The 15,695-nt window shown below is 69.5% G+C and carries 17 protein-coding genes; 2 read left to right on the forward strand and 15 right to left on the reverse strand.

What is annotated here, in order from left to right; genetic code table 11:
- Position 1: 1 nt before the first annotated feature.
- The 6 genes from J2X20_RS03570 to J2X20_RS03595 form a co-directional block, all read right to left on the reverse strand.
- On the reverse strand, positions 2–628 hold the full coding sequence (locus J2X20_RS03570; protein ID WP_310260941.1) for an urease accessory protein UreH domain-containing protein: 627 nt from the start codon (positions 626–628) through the stop codon (positions 2–4).
- Entirely contained in the window at positions 628–2,010 is a 1,383-nt protein-coding gene (gene hemN, locus J2X20_RS03575) for an oxygen-independent coproporphyrinogen III oxidase (protein ID WP_310260943.1), read from the reverse strand. The genes J2X20_RS03570 and hemN overlap by 1 nt, the downstream gene beginning before the upstream one ends.
- A gap of 103 nt (positions 2,011–2,113) precedes the next feature.
- On the reverse strand, positions 2,114–2,458 hold the full coding sequence (locus tag J2X20_RS03580; protein WP_310260945.1) for a BON domain-containing protein: 345 nt from the start codon (positions 2,456–2,458) through the stop codon (positions 2,114–2,116).
- Between the two features lie 188 nt (positions 2,459–2,646).
- Positions 2,647–4,059 (reverse strand): sigma 54-interacting transcriptional regulator, encoded by a 1,413-nt coding sequence (locus J2X20_RS03585; protein ID WP_310260948.1) that lies wholly within the window; start codon positions 4,057–4,059, stop codon positions 2,647–2,649.
- Positions 4,060–4,071: 12 nt separating this feature from the next.
- The gene (locus J2X20_RS03590) at positions 4,072–4,506 is read right to left on the reverse strand and encodes a hypothetical protein (protein WP_310260950.1); all 435 of its coding nucleotides are present in this window, start codon (positions 4,504–4,506) and stop codon (positions 4,072–4,074) included.
- Between the two features lie 10 nt (positions 4,507–4,516).
- Complete coding sequence (locus J2X20_RS03595; protein ID WP_310260953.1) at positions 4,517–6,049, reverse strand: sensor histidine kinase; 1,533 nt, start codon at positions 6,047–6,049, stop codon at positions 4,517–4,519.
- 127 nt (positions 6,050–6,176) lie between these two features.
- On the opposite strand from J2X20_RS03595, the gene J2X20_RS03600 reads away from it, so the two are divergent.
- Entirely contained in the window at positions 6,177–7,520 is a 1,344-nt protein-coding gene (locus J2X20_RS03600) for an NAD(P)/FAD-dependent oxidoreductase (RefSeq protein WP_310260956.1), read from the forward strand.
- Here J2X20_RS03600 and J2X20_RS03605 read toward each other — a convergent pair.
- The 9 genes from J2X20_RS03605 to J2X20_RS03645 form a co-directional block, all read right to left on the reverse strand.
- Positions 7,483–7,776, reverse strand: a complete 294-nt coding sequence (locus J2X20_RS03605; RefSeq protein WP_310260958.1) for a hypothetical protein — start codon at positions 7,774–7,776, stop codon at positions 7,483–7,485. The genes J2X20_RS03600 and J2X20_RS03605 overlap by 38 nt on opposite strands.
- The gene (locus J2X20_RS03610; protein WP_310260961.1) at positions 7,773–8,036 is read right to left on the reverse strand and encodes a nitrogen fixation protein FixH; all 264 of its coding nucleotides are present in this window, start codon (positions 8,034–8,036) and stop codon (positions 7,773–7,775) included. The genes J2X20_RS03605 and J2X20_RS03610 overlap by 4 nt, the downstream gene beginning before the upstream one ends.
- A 16-nt stretch (positions 8,037–8,052) precedes the next feature.
- A complete protein-coding gene (ccoG, locus tag J2X20_RS03615; protein ID WP_310260964.1) occupies positions 8,053–9,453 on the reverse strand; it encodes a cytochrome c oxidase accessory protein CcoG in 1,401 nt (466 codons plus the stop codon).
- A 1-nt stretch (position 9,454) separates the two neighbouring features.
- Complete coding sequence (gene ccoP, locus J2X20_RS03620; RefSeq protein ID WP_310260968.1) at positions 9,455–10,351, reverse strand: cytochrome-c oxidase, cbb3-type subunit III; 897 nt, start codon at positions 10,349–10,351, stop codon at positions 9,455–9,457.
- On the reverse strand, positions 10,348–10,479 hold the full coding sequence (locus J2X20_RS03625) for a cbb3-type cytochrome oxidase subunit 3 (RefSeq protein ID WP_310260971.1): 132 nt from the start codon (positions 10,477–10,479) through the stop codon (positions 10,348–10,350). The genes ccoP and J2X20_RS03625 overlap by 4 nt, the downstream gene beginning before the upstream one ends.
- A 13-nt stretch (positions 10,480–10,492) precedes the next feature.
- Complete coding sequence (gene ccoO, locus J2X20_RS03630; RefSeq protein ID WP_310260974.1) at positions 10,493–11,116, reverse strand: cytochrome-c oxidase, cbb3-type subunit II; 624 nt, start codon at positions 11,114–11,116, stop codon at positions 10,493–10,495.
- Positions 11,117–11,284: 168 nt separating this feature from the next.
- Positions 11,285–12,733: a cytochrome-c oxidase, cbb3-type subunit I gene (ccoN, locus tag J2X20_RS03635; protein WP_310260977.1), complete on the reverse strand. Its 1,449-nt coding sequence runs from the start codon at positions 12,731–12,733 to the stop codon at positions 11,285–11,287.
- A 46-nt stretch (positions 12,734–12,779) separates the two neighbouring features.
- Positions 12,780–12,929 (reverse strand): cbb3-type cytochrome oxidase assembly protein CcoS, encoded by a 150-nt coding sequence (gene ccoS / locus J2X20_RS03640; protein WP_310260980.1) that lies wholly within the window; start codon positions 12,927–12,929, stop codon positions 12,780–12,782.
- On the reverse strand, positions 12,929–15,124 hold the full coding sequence (locus J2X20_RS03645) for a heavy metal translocating P-type ATPase (RefSeq protein WP_310260983.1): 2,196 nt from the start codon (positions 15,122–15,124) through the stop codon (positions 12,929–12,931). The genes ccoS and J2X20_RS03645 overlap by 1 nt, the downstream gene beginning before the upstream one ends.
- Before the next feature lie 110 nt (positions 15,125–15,234).
- On the opposite strand from J2X20_RS03645, the gene J2X20_RS03650 reads away from it, so the two are divergent.
- Positions 15,235–15,687, forward strand: coding sequence for a cupin domain-containing protein (locus J2X20_RS03650; RefSeq protein ID WP_310260984.1), 453 nt, complete (start codon positions 15,235–15,237; stop codon positions 15,685–15,687).
- The last annotated feature ends 8 nt before the right edge of the window (positions 15,688–15,695 follow it).

Here is a 15,695-nt window from a genome sequence, read left to right on the forward strand (position 1 = left end):
CTCAGCAGGCCAGCCGCAGGCTCTGCCAGACGCCGTGCGCCAGGCCCCAGGCCGCGCCCGCGGCCAGCGCGAGCCCGGCCAGGCGCAGGGCCAGCACCTCGCCGCCCGCGCCGCGCCTGAGCAGCCGCGCCCGCCACAGCGGCGCGATGACCAGGCCCGGCATGCTGGCCAGCGCGAAACCGGCCATCGCCATGGCGCCGCTCAGCGGCGATCCCGCCAGCCCCGCCAGCAGCAGGGCGGCGTGCAGCAGGCCGCAGGGCATGGCGACCCAGGCCAGGCCGGTCGCGAAGGCGTGGCGCGGCTCGGGCCGCCAGCGTACGGCGCCCAGCCATGCCGGCACACGGCCGCGTGCCAGCAGCGTCAGGCCCAGCAGCAGCAAGGCCGCTTGCAGCAGGGCCCAGGCCGGCTGCAGCAGCATGACGCTGCTTGAAGCCCTGGCCAGCGCCTGCGCCGATGCTGCGGCCACCGCGCCGCCGGCCGAGTAGCCCAGCAATCGCCCGACCAGCAGCCGAGCCGGCCGCCGGCCCGCGGCCAGCGCACAGGGCGCGCTGCACATGGCTGCGCAATGCGGCGAGCCGGCCAGGCCCATCAGCGTGGCCGAGGCGATCAGCGCGGCGTCAAGGGCCATCAGAGGATCTTGGAGAAGCGCTCGCGGTTCGCGTTGGAGGGGAGATGGCGGTCGAACGCCATCGCCACGGCCCGAACGAAATACCAGCCCAGCGGCGTGACCTGGATGGCGTCGCTCTCCAGCACGACCAGGCCCTGCTGGGCGAGAGGCGCGAGCTGCGCCAGCTCGGCCGCGAAGTAGCTGGCCACGTCGACCCGATGCTGCTGCGCGATGGCATCGAACTCCAGCCGCCCCTGGCACATCAGCGTCATGATGACGTCGCGACGCAATTCATCGTCCGCCGTCAGCGCGAGGCCACGCTGCACCGGCAACTGGCGCCGGTCCAGCGCTTCCTCGTACTCAGCCAGCGTTTTGGCGTTCTGCGCATAGGTCGCGCCGACACGGCTGATGGCCGACACGCCCAGGCCCACGAGGTCGCAGTCCGGCTGGGTCGAATAGCCCTGGAAGTTGCGATGCAGCAGGCCCTGGCGCTTGGCGACGGCCAGCGGGTCATCGGGCAGTGCGAAATGGTCCATGCCGATATAGGCATAGCCCTCGCCGAGCAAGGCGCTGATGGCACCCGACAGCATGGCCAGCTTGTCCCCGGCCGGCGGCAGCAGCTCCGCGACGATGCGCCGCTGCGGCTTGAAGCGCTGCGGCAGATGGGCATAGGCATACATCGCGATGCGGTCGGGCCGCAGCTCGGCCACCCGGGCGATGGTGCGGGCAAAGCTGGCCGGCGTCTGCAGGGGCAGGCCGTAGATGAGGTCGACGCTGATGGAGGCAAAGCCCAGCTCGCGGGCCGCGCGCATCAGCATGGCGACAGACTCGTAGGGCTGGACACGGTGCACGGCCTTCTGCACGGCGGCATCGAAGTCCTGCACGCCAAAGGACAGGCGATTGAAGCCCAGCAGGCGCAGATGGGCCAGGCGCTGCAGGTCCACGGTGCGCGGGTCGACCTCGATGGACAGCTCGGCATCGGGCAGCAACTGGAAGCGGCGGCGTAGCGCTTCCATCAAGGCGCTCAGCTCGCCGTCCGACAGGAAGGTCGGCGAGCCGCCTCCCAGATGCAGTTGCGACACCGGCGCCGGGCCGCCCAGGGCCGCGACGACCAGATCCATTTCCAGCTTCAGCGCCTCCAGATAAGGCTGGGCGCGTTCATGGTGCCTGGTGATGATCTTGTTGCAGGCGCAGTAGTAGCAGAGCTGTTCGCAAAAAGGGATGTGCACGTAGACCGACAGCGGCTGCTCCACGCCGCGCTGGACGAGGGCCTGGACGTGCTGTTGCGCAGCGTGGGACTCGACGAAACGGTCGGCCGTCGGATAGGAGGTGTAGCGCGGGCCGGCCACGTCGTGGCGGCGCAGCAAATCGGGGTCCAGCGGTCTTTCGGTCACGGCAGCCATAGGCGTACTGTGCCGATGCCAGCCACCTCCAGGCTTGATCCAGGTCAAGAACGAAAAAAGGCCCCGCGGGGGCGCGCGGGGCCTCGAGCTCAAGGTGACGGCGTCAGCCGACCTTGATCTCGCTACGCACTTCCTTCACGCCCGGCACGGCCTGCACGGCCATGACGGCCTTCTGGGCCAGATCGGCGGAGGGCGCCGCACCCTTCAGGACGATGACGCCACCGCTCGTGGTGACGGTCAGCGGCAGGGCTTGCAGCTCCTTGTCCTTTTGCAGGGCGGCCTGGGCCTGGCTGGTGATGGCCGCATCGCCGGCCGGTTGCGCCTGCGCCACTTGTTGGGCCGGGGCGTCAGCGGGCGCCGGTGCTTGGTCGGCCGCGAAGCTCGCAGTCGCGGCACCCGCCATCAGGGCGGCAGTCAGCAGTCGGGCGAAGGTCGAGGTTTGTCGCATGCAGATCTCCTGAGGATGCGTGAATCGAAAGCGATGCCGGGTGGCACCACATCCGTCTTAGCGCAAGGCCCGTGCCAGACGAGGAAATCCCTTTGGAATCAAGCGCTTGAGGCATTTTTCGCGCCGCGGCCACGAGACCTGCAGACCGTTTTTGTCGCTGGGTGGCGACAGCCCCCGCGAGTCCGGCGCTAAGCGCTTGATTCGTCTGACAATTTCTTGTCGCCGGAATCCGACGGCTGAGCTAGGGGGGCTGCATCGGCGCGGAACAGCTGGGGGTCCAGGCCATGCTTTTGCAGCAGGCGGTAGAACTCCGTGCGGTTGCGATCGGCCAGGCGCGCGGCCTCGGCCACCTGGCCCGAGGTCAGCTTCAGCAACTGGTTCAGATAGTCGCGCTCGAAGCGCTGCTTGGCATGCTGGTAGTTCAACACCTCGGCCGGCGGCATCTGCAAAGCACGCTGCACCTGGGCCAGTGGCACCAGCGGCGCCGTCGCCAGCACGCAGACCTGCTCGACGACGTTGAAGAGCTGGCGCACATTGCCCGGCCAGGGCGCCGTCACCAGGGCCTCCAGCGCATCGGGGGCAAAACCCCTGACCGGCTTGCGATGCCGCCCCGCCAGCGTCAGCAGGAAATGCTGGGCCAGCAGCGCGATGTCCTCGCGCCGCTCGGCCAGCGGCGGCAGGCCGAGCTTGACGACATTGAGCCGGTAATAGAGGTCGGGACGGAACAGGCCCTCGCTCATGGCCTGCTCGAGGTCGCGGTGGGTGGCCGACAGCACGCGCACATCCACCGCCACGGCCTCGTTGCTGCCCACGGGGCGCACGACGCGCTCCTGCAGCACGCGCAGCAGCTTGACCTGCAGGGCCAGCGGCATGTCGCCGATCTCGTCGAGGAAGACCGTGCCGCCCTCGGCGGCGGGGATCAGCCCTTGGCGATGCCCCTGGGCTCCGGTGAAGGCCCCCTTCACATGGCCGAAGAGTTCCGACTCCAGCAGCGCCTCGGGAATGGCCGCGCAGTTCACCGCGATGAAGGGCTTGCCGGCACGCGGGCTGGCCTTGTGGATGGCGCGGGCCAGCAACTCCTTGCCCGTGCCGCTGTCGCCGGCGATCAGCACGCTGGCGTCGGTGCCGGCCACCAGCCTGGCCTCGGCCAGCACCTCGGCCATGCGCGGGCTGCGGCTGAGGATCTCGCTGCGCCATTCACCATCGCCATTGAAGGGCGCCGGGCCGGGCCGGTTCAGCAGCAGGGCCTGGTTGATCTTGTCCAGCAGCTCCTTGCCGTCATAGGGCTTGGTCAGATAGGCATGGGCGCCGCGCGTCGTGGCTTCCACGGCGTCGGGAATGCTGCCGTGGGCCGTCAGCAGGATGACGGGCAGCGACGGGTGGCGGGCGCGGATCTCGTCGAACAGGGCCAGGCCGTCCAGGCCCGGCAGGCGCACGTCGGTGATGACCAGGGCGGGCAGCTTGACGGCCAGATGGGCCAGGGCGGCCTCGGCGCTGGCAACGGCCTGCACCGCATGGCCGGCGGCGGTGAGGCGCATGGTCATCAAACGCAGCAGGTCGGTGTCGTCATCGACGACCAGGATGGCGGCGGGTGTGCTCATGCCTGCCCTCCTTCAACGCGGTGCGGCGCCGGGCTTGGCCGGCAGGGTCTGTTCGATGGCCTTCAGGGCCTCGAGCTTCTCGTTGAGCTGTTCGTTGCGGCGCTGGCTGTCGCGCAACTGCTGGCCCAGCTTGTCGAGGCTGTCCTGCAGCCGGCGCTGTTCGGCCAGACGCGTGACCATCAGCGCGGCGATGGGCTTCAAGGGCTCGGCCTGCGGGTCGCCGGAATTGGCGATGGCGTCCAGTTGCGCCGCGGCCTGGGCCTGCTCGGCGGCGCTGCGGCCCTGGCCCAGTTGCAGGGCCTTTTGCAGGTCGGCAGCGTAGGCCTGCAGGGCCTTGAGCCCCTCGTCGCTGGGCGCGGCAGGCGTGGGTGGCTCGGGGCAGACCGGCGCGGGCGGCAGGGGTTGCGGCGCGGGTGCTGGCGTTTGGCAGGCCGCCAGCAGCAGCAAGGAGCTGATCTCAAAAAGTCGTCGTCGCTGAATTCGCATGGGGAATCTCGATCCGGAAATGGGCGCCGCGCTCGCTGGCCAGCAGCCGGCAGCTGCCGCCGTGGGCCTGCACCACCTCGCGCACGATGGACAGGCCGATGCCGCTGCCGCGGCGCGCGCCCGGCGGCTGGTGACGGCCCTGGTAGAAGGGGTCGAAGATGCGCTCGACGTCCTCGGCCGCCACGCCGCTGCCCTCGTCGAGACAGTCGATGCTGATACCGGCGGCGTCCTGGGCCAGCCGCCAGCTGATGGTCCCGCCTGGCGGGCTGAAGCGCACCGCGTTGACGAGCAGATTGGCCAGCACGGCGCCGAGCTTGTCGCCATCGACGGGTGCCGTGACGTCGGCGGCATCGAGCTGCACGCGCAGCCCCTTGGCCTGCCACAGCAGGCGCTGTTCGTCGACGACGCGCTCCAGCAGGGTCTTCAAGGCCGTCGGCCGGCGGCGCAGCTGCTGGGCGTCCGAGGCCAGGGCCTGGTAGCTCAGCAGTCCCTCGATCTGGTGCTGCAAGGCGGCGCTGTTGTCGCCGAGGATGCGCACGATCTCGGCCTGGTCGCTCGTCAGCGGGCCGGCCACGCCGTCGCGCAGCAGGGCCGCGCCCTCGCGGATGGAGGCCATGGGCGTCTTCAGCTCGTGCGAGATATGGCGCACGAAGCGGGTCTTGTCGGACTCCAGCGTGGCCAGGCGCTGGCGCAGCCATTCCAGCTGCCGGCCCAGGCGGCGCAGGTCGACCGGGCCGCGCACGTCGACGGGCTGGTCGAAGCGGTTGTCGCCCAGGCGGCCGATGGCGGTCTCGACATCGGCCAGCGGCCGCAGCAGCCAGCGGCCAAAGCCCAGGCCCAGCAGCACGGCCAGCACGATGGCGCCGACGACCAGGGCGCTGATGAGGCGGCGCTGCTGCTCCAGCTCGGCCAGCACCGCGTCGCTGCGGCGGTCCATGGCCTGCTGGCTCTGCTGGGTCAGCGCCTGATTGAGACTGTGCAGGCGGGAGAACAGCGGATTGAGCCGCTGCAAGGCGGCCTGGCGGGCGCGGCCGGGGTTCTGCAGGATGCGCCACGCCGCATCGGCCTGGGCGCCCCAGTCGGCGAAGAGCTGGCGCGCCGCCGACCCCGTCAAGGTCTGCCCCAGTTCGGCCTGGGTGTCGCGCGCCTCTGCCCAAGCGGCCTGGAAGCGCTCGCGCAAGGCTCCGTCATCCAGCACCAGGAACTGGCGCGCACTGCGCTCCATGGCCACGGTGCGCTCGGCCAGGCGCTGCACCTGGGCGGTCAGCGCGGCGGCGTCCTGAGAGGCCTCGCGGCCCTGCAGGGCCACATGCTCCAGCGCCAGCATGGCCTGGGCCGCGGCACCGCCCAGGGCGACGGCGATCAGCAGGAAGACGGCCAGCAGGCCCTGGCGGAAGGACAAGCCGCGCAGGCCTTCGCTGCGCAGGCGCTGCCAGGCCGAGTCGGCGGTGGACGTAGGCTCGGAGGGGATGTGGACGGGCGCAGTGAGGGATTCGAGGGACATCGTTCGGAGCACCGAGCATGCTATGAGGGCGCCCTCACCAAGCGTCTCCCCAGCTTCGCATGCATTGCAACAGCAGGAAACGACGCTTGACCCCTTCCATGCTGCGGCGCAGCAAACGAGGCGTACCATGGGTCTTATGCGTCCCCAAGTCCTCATCATCGGCTGCGGCTTCGGCGGCCTGGAGGCGGCGCGAGCCCTGCGTGCCGCCGAAGTCGACATCACCCTTGTCGACAAGACCAACCACCACCTCTTCCAGCCCCTGCTCTACCAGGTGGCCACGGCCGGCCTGTCGGCGCCCTCCATCGCGGCGCCCATCCGGCACCTGTTCCGCGGCCAGCGCAATGTGACGACGCTGCTGGGCGAGGTCACCGGCATCGATGCCAACGCCAGGACGGCCACGTTGAAGGACGGCGCGGTGCTGCGCTGGGACCATCTCATCGTCGCCGCCGGCGCCACCCACAGCTACTTCGGCCGCGACGAATGGGCCGCCCACGCGCCGGGGCTCAAGACGCTGGAAGACGCCTTCGAGATCCGCCGCCGCGTGCTGCTGGCCTTCGAGGCCGCCGAGCGCGAGGACGACCCCGCACGCCGCGCGGCGCTGATGCAGTTCGTCGTTGTCGGCGCCGGGCCGACCGGCGTCGAGCTGGCCGGCACCTTTGCCGAGATCGCCCGCCATACCCTGCCCGGCGAGTTCCGCCGCATCGACCCGCGCCAGGCCCGGGTGCTGCTCGTGGAAGGCAGCCCGCGCGTGCTGCAGGCCATGCCCGAGTCCTTGAGCGAAAGCGCCCGCGCCCAGCTCGCCGCGCTGGGTGTCGACGTGCGCCTGGGCGCCCGCGTGACCGGCATCGATGCCGAAGGCCTGGACATCACGACAAGTGCCGGCGCCGAGAGGCTGGCCAGCCGCTGCGTGGTATGGGCCGCCGGCGTGGCCGCCTCACCGTTAGGCCGTGTGCTCGCCGAGGCCACGGGCTGCACGCTGGACCGCGCGGGCCGCGTCGTTGTCGAGCCCGACCTGAGCCTGAAGGGCTTTGCCAACCTCCAGGTCATCGGCGACCTGGCCGCCGCGCAAAGCCATGCGCCCGGCCAGGATCCCAAACCCGTGCCCGGCGTGTCACCCGGCGCCAAGCAGATGGGTCGCTGCGCCGCCGCCAACATCAAGCGCCGGCTGCGCGGCGAGGTAACGCAGGCCTTCCGCTACCGCGACTACGGCAACCTCGCCACCATAGGCCGCAACAGCGCCGTCGTCGATCTCGGCACGCCGGCCGGGCCGCTGCGCTTCTCGGGCTATTTCGCCTGGCTGTTCTGGCTGTTCGCCCACGTCTACTTCCTGATCGGCTACCGCAACCGCTTCGTCGTGCTGCTGGACTGGGCCTGGGCCTACTGGACGTATGACCGAGGCGCCCGTGTTGTTGCCAATGCCGGATTGGCAGGACTCAACGAGGCCAGCCCGGTGCATGACGTGAAGGCTTGACCTGATCCTCGGGCAGGTGCACTAGCAGCAGCGCCAGGCTGGCGCCCAGCGCGATGACGCCCCAGAAGATCAGGAAGCTGACGGTGTAGACGGCCTGGGCGGACAGTTGCACCGGTGCGGCACCGAACCAGCGCAGCTCGCCCGGGTCGACGACCGCGAACACGAGGGCTTCGAGGACGCCTGCCGCAAGAAAGGACGACCAGGCCACCGCCATCGCGAAACGCGCGACGCGCGAGGGGCCGGGGGCTCGGTTCACCGCTTGGCCCCCGGCACGCCGGTGGCGGCGTGGTTGCGCGCCACCAGCGCCGGCACGTCGCCGGATTGGGCCCGCACATCGGCCGGCTCGACGTCGTCGGCGGCATGCTGGGTCGTGGCGCGGATGTCCAGCGGCGGATCCGGGTGACGCAGCGCCAGGCCCAGGGTCAGGAAGCTCGCGACCACGACGGTGGCCGGCCCGCCCACGACCAGCCACATCATGGGTTCCCGCCAGGCGGGCTTGGAGTCCAAGGTATTCATGTCGTTCTCCTGATCGTCAACGCGGCAGCACGAAGGTGGATTTCTCGACGACGGCCTCGTCGTCGCGACTGATGCGCCAGTGCATCGCGTGGGCACCGGCCTTCAGCTGGCTGGCGGCTTCAGGCGGCAAGCGCAGGGCCACGGCCACCCAGCGCGCTTCGGCGGGGCCGAGGTCGACGGTCGTCGCCTGGCTCAGCTTCAGTCCAGGCAGGCCTTCGGCCTCGAGGCGGTAGTGCTGCGGTGCTTCAGTCGCGTTCATGATCTGCAGGCGGTAGACGTTCTCGATCCAGCCGTCCTCCACGAGGCGGGCCAGTGAGGCGCGGTCGCGCACCACATCGACGCGGAAGCTGTGCCGCGAGGCCAGGCTCCACAGCACGGCAGTGCCGATCATCAGCAGCACCGCGCTGTAGATCAGCACCCGCAGCCGCAGCACGCGGCGCCAGCGCTGGGCGCGGCTGAAGCGCTGCTCCAGGCCGTTCTCGGTGTCGTAGCGGATCAGGCCGCGCGCCGTACCCATCTTGTCCATGACGCCGTTGCAGACGTCGATGCAGGCCGCGCAGCCTATGCATTCATATTGCAGGCCGTCGCGGATGTCGATGCCGGTGGGGCAGACCTGCACGCACAGCTCGCAATCGATGCAGTCGCCGACGCCGCTGGCGCGCGCCTCGCCCTTCCTGCCGCGCTGCGCGTTCTTGCCGCGCGGCTCGCCGCGCAGCGGGTCGTAGCTGACGATGAGGGTGTCGCGGTCGAACATGGCGCTCTGGAAACGCGCATAGGGGCACATGTATTTGCAGACCTGCTCGCGCATATAGCCCGCATTGCCATAGGTCGCAAAGCCGTAGAACAGCACCCAGAAGCTCTCCCACGGCCCCAGGGCCAGGCCGGCCACCTCGGCAGCCAGCGTGTGGATGGGCGTGAAGTAGCCGACGAAGGTGAAACCGGTCCATAGGCCGAGCGCGATCCAGACGACCTGCTTGCCGCTCTTGCGCCACAGCTTGCTCCAGCCCCAGGGGGCCTTGTCCAGACGCAGCCGCGCGTTGCGGTCACCCTCGAACCAGCGCTCCACGCGCATGAAGATCTCGGTGTAGACCGTCTGCGGGCAGGCATAGCCGCACCACAGTCGCCCGGCCACGGCCGTGAACAGGAACAGCGCGAACGCCGAGATCATCAGCAGGGCCGTGAGGTACACGAAATCCTGCGGATACAGCACCAGGCCGAAGACGTAGAAGCGCCGCGCCTCCAGGTCGAACAGCACGGCCTGGCGGCTGCCCCAGCTCAGCCAGGGCAGGCCGTAGAACACGAGCTGGGTCAGAGCCACGATGGCCCAGCGCCAGCGGGCGTAGAAGCCATCCACCGCCCGCGGGTGGATCTTGTCCTCGGAGCGGTAGAGCCGGATGACGGCTTCGGAATCGGCCATCTCAGTGGCTGCTCAAGCCCCAGACGTAGGCGGCCAGCACCTTGATCTGCTCCGGCGTCAGCCGCTCGCCGTGGGCCGGCATCACGTTGTGCTTGCCGTTGTTGATCATGGCCGTGACGGCCTCTTCGCCCCAGCCATGCAGCCAGACTTTGTCGCTGAGGTTGGGAGCGCCCAGGGCCGGGTTGCCCTTGCCGCCGGGGCCGTGGCAGGCCGCGCAGACAACGAACTTGGGCTTGCCGAACTGGGCGTACAGCGCATTGTGCGGGCTGCCCGACAGCGACAGCACATAGTGGGCGACGTTGCGCACATCCTCACTCGTGCCCACGGCCGGCGCCATGACGGGCATGTTGCCGTCGCGGCCCTTGGTGATGGTCTCAACGATGATGTCGTAACTGCCGCCCCACAGCCAGTCGCCGTCGGTCAGGTTGGGGAATCCCTTGGAACCCTTGGCGTCGGCACCATGGCATTGGGAGCAGTTGTTGGCGAAGAGCCTCTCGCCGATGGCGTGGGCCTTGGGATCGCTGGCGAGCTGCTCGGGCGCCATGCCGGTGAAGCCGGCATAGACGGGTGCCATGGCGGCACGCGTCTGGGCGACCTCCTGTGCGTGCTCGCCCAGGCTGGTCCAGCCCAGCTTGCCGCTGACACTGCCCAGGCCGGGGTAGAGGGCGAGATAGATGCCGGAGAAGACCACCGTCAGCACGAACAGGCCCATCCACCACAGCGGCAGCGGGTTGTTCAGTTCGCGCAGGTCCTCGTCCCAGACGTGGCCGGTGGTGTTGTCGGCGGCCGAGGGCTGGCGGCGGCTGGCGATGATCAGCAGCACGACACAGGCCAGCAGGCCGAGCACGGTGGCCGCGGCGACGAAGGTCGACCAGCCCGAGTTGAAGAAGTCGCTCATTGCTCATCCCCCTGCAGCGGCAGTTGGGCGACGGCCTCGAAGCGGCCACGCCAGGCCCAGATGACGATGCCCACGAAGACAGCCAGCGACACGAGGGTCACGGCGATGCGGAGTTCGTTGATGCCCATGGTGCGGGCTCCTTCACTTGTTCGCGGTGCCAAGCACCTGCAGATAGGCGACCAGTGCGTCGAGCTCGGTCTTGCCGGCGACCTCCTGTGCGGAGTCTTTCACCTCGGCCTCGGTGTAGGGCACGCCGAGCAGGCGCATGGCCGACAGCCGCGCCGGCATGCCGGCGGCGTCCACCGCGTTGTTGGCCAGCCACGGATAGGCGGGCATGTTGGACTCGGGAACGAGATCGCGCGGGTTGTTCAGGTGGATGCGATGCCAGTCGTCGCTGTAGCGGCCACCGACGCGATGCAGGTCCGGCCCGGTGCGCTTGCTGCCCCACTGGAAGGGGTGGTCGTAGACGAACTCGCCGGCCGTCGAGTAGTGGCCATAGCGCAGCGTCTCGGCCGCGAGCGGCCGCACCATCTGCGAGTGGCAGTTGTAGCAACCCTCGCGCAGATAGACGTCCCGCCCCGCCAGCTGCAGCGGCGTGTAGGGCTTGAGCCCAGGCGCAGCCTGCGTGGTGGAGCGCTGGAAGAACAGCGGCACGATCTCGACGATGCCGCCGACCAGCACGGTCAGCAGCACCAGCACGATCATCAGCAGGTTGCTGGTCTCGATGCGCTGGTGGCCGCTGACGGTTGTGTTTTGTGTACTCATGTTGATTGCTCCGCCGCGTGACGCGGCGCTTGAAACTTGCGGTCCGAGCGCCGGGCCGCTCCCAAGCCGGACCGCGTTGGGCGATGGGCCCGCCGGTCGAACCGGCAGGCATCGCCGTCCCCGCGGGGGACCGGCCAACGTACTCGTAGGACGAGGGGCTCCATGGCGTCAGGCGTGGGCCAGTGCGGGTGCGGGGATGCGCACGGCCTTGGTACTGCCGGCCTGCACGGTCTTGATGACGTTCCAGCTCATGACGCCCATGCCGGCGAGGTAGAGCAGGCCGCCGGCGAGGCGGATGACGTAGAAGGGCCAGGTCGCCTTGACGCTCTCGACGAAGGTGTAGACCAGGGTGCCGTCGGGGTTGACCGCGCGCCACATCAGGCCCTGCATGACGCCGGCGATCCACATCGCGGCGATGTAGAGCACGATGCCCAGGGTCGCGATCCAGAAGTGCAGCTCGATGGCGCGCTTGGAATACATCTGCGTGCGGCCGAACATGCGCGGGATCAGGTGGTACAGGCAGCCCATCGACACCAGGCCCACCCAGCCGAGGGCGCCGCTGTGCACATGGCCCACCGTCCAGTCGGTGTAGTGCGACAGCGAGTTCACCGTCTTGATCGACATCATCGGACCCTCGAAGGTCGACATGCCGTAGAAGGACAGCGACACGATGAGGAACTTCAGGATGGGGTCGTCGCGCAGCTTGTGCCAGGCGCCCGACAGCGTCATGACGCCGTTGATCATGCCGCCCCAGCTCGGCGCCAGCAGCACCAGGCTGAAGATCATGCCGATGCTCTGCGCCCAGTCTGGCAGGGCCGTGTAGTGCAGGTGGTGGGGGCCCGCCCACATATAGGTGAAGATCAGCGCCCAGAAGTGGACGATGGACAGGCGGTAGCTGTAGACGGGGCGCTCGGCCTGCTTGGGGATGTAGTAGTACATCATCCCGAGGAAGCCCGCGGTCAGGAAGAAGCCCACCGCGTTATGGCCGTACCACCACTGCACCATGGCGTCCTGCACGCCCGCGTAGGCCGAGTAGCTCTTCCAGAAGCTGACCGGAATCTCGGCGCTGTTGACGATGTGCAGCAGGGCCACGGCGATGATGAAGGCGCCGAAGAACCAGTTGGCCACGTAGATGTGGCGGATCTTGCGCGTGCCCACCGTGCCGAAGAAGACGATGGCGTAGGACACCCAGACCACCGCGATCAACAGGTCGATGGGCCACTCCAGCTCGGCGTATTCCTTGCCTGTCGTGTAGCCCAGCGGCAGCGTGATGGCGGCCAGCAGGATGACCAGCTGCCAGCCCCAGAAGGTGAACCAGCCCAGCTTCGGGCAGAACAGCCGGGTCTGGCCGGTGCGCTGCACGACGTGGTAGCTGGTGGCGAACAGCGTGCAGCCGCCGAAGGCGAAGATGACCGCGTTGGTGTGCAGTGGCCGCAGGCGCCCGTAGCTCAACCAGGGAATGCCGAAGTTCAGATCCGGCCAGGCCAGCTGGGCGGCAATCAGCACGCCCACCAGCATGCCCACCACGCCCCACAGGACAGCGGCCAGCGCGAAGGCCCGCACCGGTCCGTCCTCGTACATCGCCCCGGTGGTGGCCAGGGTTGCTTCGTTCGCCATCGCGACTCCTTCAGTCTGATGCGAACCATTCTTCGTGGGAGGGGCCTCAGGCAGCTTGATCCTCGTCAAGCAGGATGCGTTCGGCCTCGTTTTCGAAGCCGTCGAGTTGTCCAGAGTTCACGGCCCAGCCGAACACGCCCACGATGAGCAGCACCAGCACGACCGAAAAGGGGATGAGGAGATAGAGGATGTCCATCAGCGGTTCAACCTCTGGGCATTGAGCACCACGAAGAGGGAGCTCGTGGCCATGCCGATGCCGGCGGCCAGCGGCGGCAGCAGTCCAACAAGCGCCAGCGGCACGCAGGCCAGGTTGTAGAGGGCCGCCCAGGCCAGGTTCTGCCGCAGCACGCCGCGCGTCTTGCGCGCCAGTGCCAGCGCCTGCGGCAGGGCCATCAGGCGGTTGGACACCAGCAGCGCATCCGCCGTGCTGCGGGCCAGCATGGCGCCCTGCCCCATGGCGACGCGCACATCGGCCGCGGCCAGCACGGGCGCATCGTTGATGCCGTCGCCCACCATCAGCACATGCTCGCCCCGCGCCTGCCAGTCGCGCAGCGCGGCCAGCTTGGCCTCGGGTGTGGCGCCCGCGCGCCAGTGGGCGATGTCCAGTAGATGGGCCATGCGCGCGACGGCGGCGGGTTGGTCTCCCGACAGCAGCCGCAAACGCAGCCCCAGGGCGCGCAAGGCCTTGACCGCCTCGGCCGCATCGGGGCGTGGCACTTCCGCGAGCTCCAGCCACAGCACGCAGTCGCCACAGCCGAAAGCCAGCCGTGCGGCGGGGTCGGGCTGCGCGCTGACCCAGGCCGGCGCCCCCAGGCGCCACAGCTTGCCGCTCGCATCGCGCGCCTCGATGCCCCGACCCGCCACTTCTCGCACATCGGTCCAGGTGCCGGCCTCGCCCGCGATGGCCTGTGCATGCGGATGGCGCGACAGCGCGGCCAGGCTGCGCGCAACGGCCAGCAGCGCATCAGCACCGGCGCCCTCGGCCCAATGACGGCGCAATTGCAGGCGCTCCTCACTGAGGGTGCCGGTCTTGTCGAAGACGACGGTGTCGACGGCGCACAGCCTCTCCAGCGCCGACAGGTCTGCCAGCAGCAGGCCGCGTCGGGCGAGCGCGCCGCTGGCCGTGAGCCAGGCGGCCGGCGCGGCCAGTGTCAGCGCGCAGGGGCAGGTCACGATGAGGACGGCGACCGCAACCGCGATCGCGCGCGACGGATCCACCCACCACCACCCGACGCCCGCGGCCAGCGCCAACAGCAGCACGACGGCCGTGAAGCCCGCGGCCACGCGATCGACCAGGCCGTTGACCACAGGCCGCTGGCTCTGCGCCTGCTGCATCAGCCTGACGATGCCCTGGGCTGTCGTGTCGGCGCCCACGCGCTGCACGCCGACGATGAGCGAGCCGTCCAGATTGAGGCTGCCCGCCACGACCGCATCGCCGACGGACTTGGCGACCGGTGCGGACTCGCCTGTCAGCAGCGCCTCGTTCACAAAACCCTGGCCCGACAGCACGCAGCCATCGGCCGCAAAGGCCTCGCCGGCAGCCACCCGGATCCGATCCCCTACGCGCAGGGCCTCGGGCGCCACGCGCTCGCTGCTGCCGTCGTCCTGCAGCCGCTCCGCCGCCGCCGGCAAGGCGGTGGCGACCGCCTCCAGCGCCTCGGCAGCGCGATGCCTGGCCCCCAGCTCGAACCAGCGCGCCAGCAGCAGCAGCGCGATGAACATCGTCAGCGAGTCGAAATACACCTCGTGGCCGAACAGCCCGCCGGGGTCGAACAGCGCCCCGCTGCTGGCGACAAAGGTGACCGCGATGCCCAGTGCCACCGGCACGTCCATGCCCAGGCGCCCGGCGCGCAACTGCCGCCAGGCACCACCGAAGAAGGGCCCGGCCGCAAAGGCCATGACCGGCAGTGTCAGCACCCAGCTGCCCCAGCGCAGCAGGCGGTCCAGATCGGGCGCCAGCTCGCCCGCGGCGGCCACGTAGGCCGGCGTCGCCAGCATCATGACCTGCATCATCAGAAAGCCTGCGACGAACAGCCGCCACAGCGCGCGCCGCTTCTCCTGGCGGCGCAGTTCACGGGCCGGCGCGGCGACATCGGGCGTGGCGCGATAGCCCGCCGCCTGCAGCGTCGCCATCACGTCGGCCAACGCGAGCTCGGAAGGCCGCCACTGCAGGGCCAGACGCGCGGAGACCGGGTTGACGCTGGCGCTGCGCACGCCGGGCAGCTTCAGCAGGGCTGACTCGATCAGCCCCGAGCAGGCCGCGCAATGCATGCCCGCCACCTGGAACTGCGACAGGGCCACACCACCCGGGCCGTCGGGCCAGGTGGTGAAAGGGGCAAGTTGGCGGGCGTCGGCATCAGCCGCGTCCAGGCCGGGAGGTGGAGCGCTCACGCCGCGAATCTAGGCGGCCCGCCCGGCCCCACCCATGACCTGCGTCAAGCTTTTGCAGGAACGCATATTGCGTGTGCCTCCAGGCCTGCAGTTTTTCAGGAGGTCGGGTCATGTCGGATCTGTCGATACCCGTGGACGCCGCCAACGATGCGTCCGCCACGCAGTTCTCCCACGTCAAGCCCGGGGACACGCCCTGGCGCAGCGACGGCCTGAGGGATTTCTTCCTCTACCGCGACCTCGGCGTGGCCGCGGCCACCGGCGGCAAGGTCATCGCGCACCTTGTGAAGGCGAACATGGCCCCCGAAAAGGGCACGGGATGGCACCGCCATGAGGCGGAATTCCAGATCGTGCTGATGACCAAGGGCTGGGCCAAGTTCATGTATGGCGACCAGGTGACGCTGGTGGAAGCCGGCGACTGCGTGCACCAGCGCCCCGGCATCGTGCACTATCTGTTCGACTACTCGCCGGACATGGAATACCTGGAGATCGTGTCGCCGGCCGACTTCGGGACGGTGGACATGCCGGCGCCCTGCGACGTTCCCATTCCGACGCCCTGGGACTAGGGCCCGAT

The sequence above is a fragment of the Roseateles saccharophilus genome (assembly GCF_031458095.1).
GTDB lineage: Bacteria > Pseudomonadota > Gammaproteobacteria > Burkholderiales > Burkholderiaceae_C > Pelomonas > Pelomonas saccharophila_A.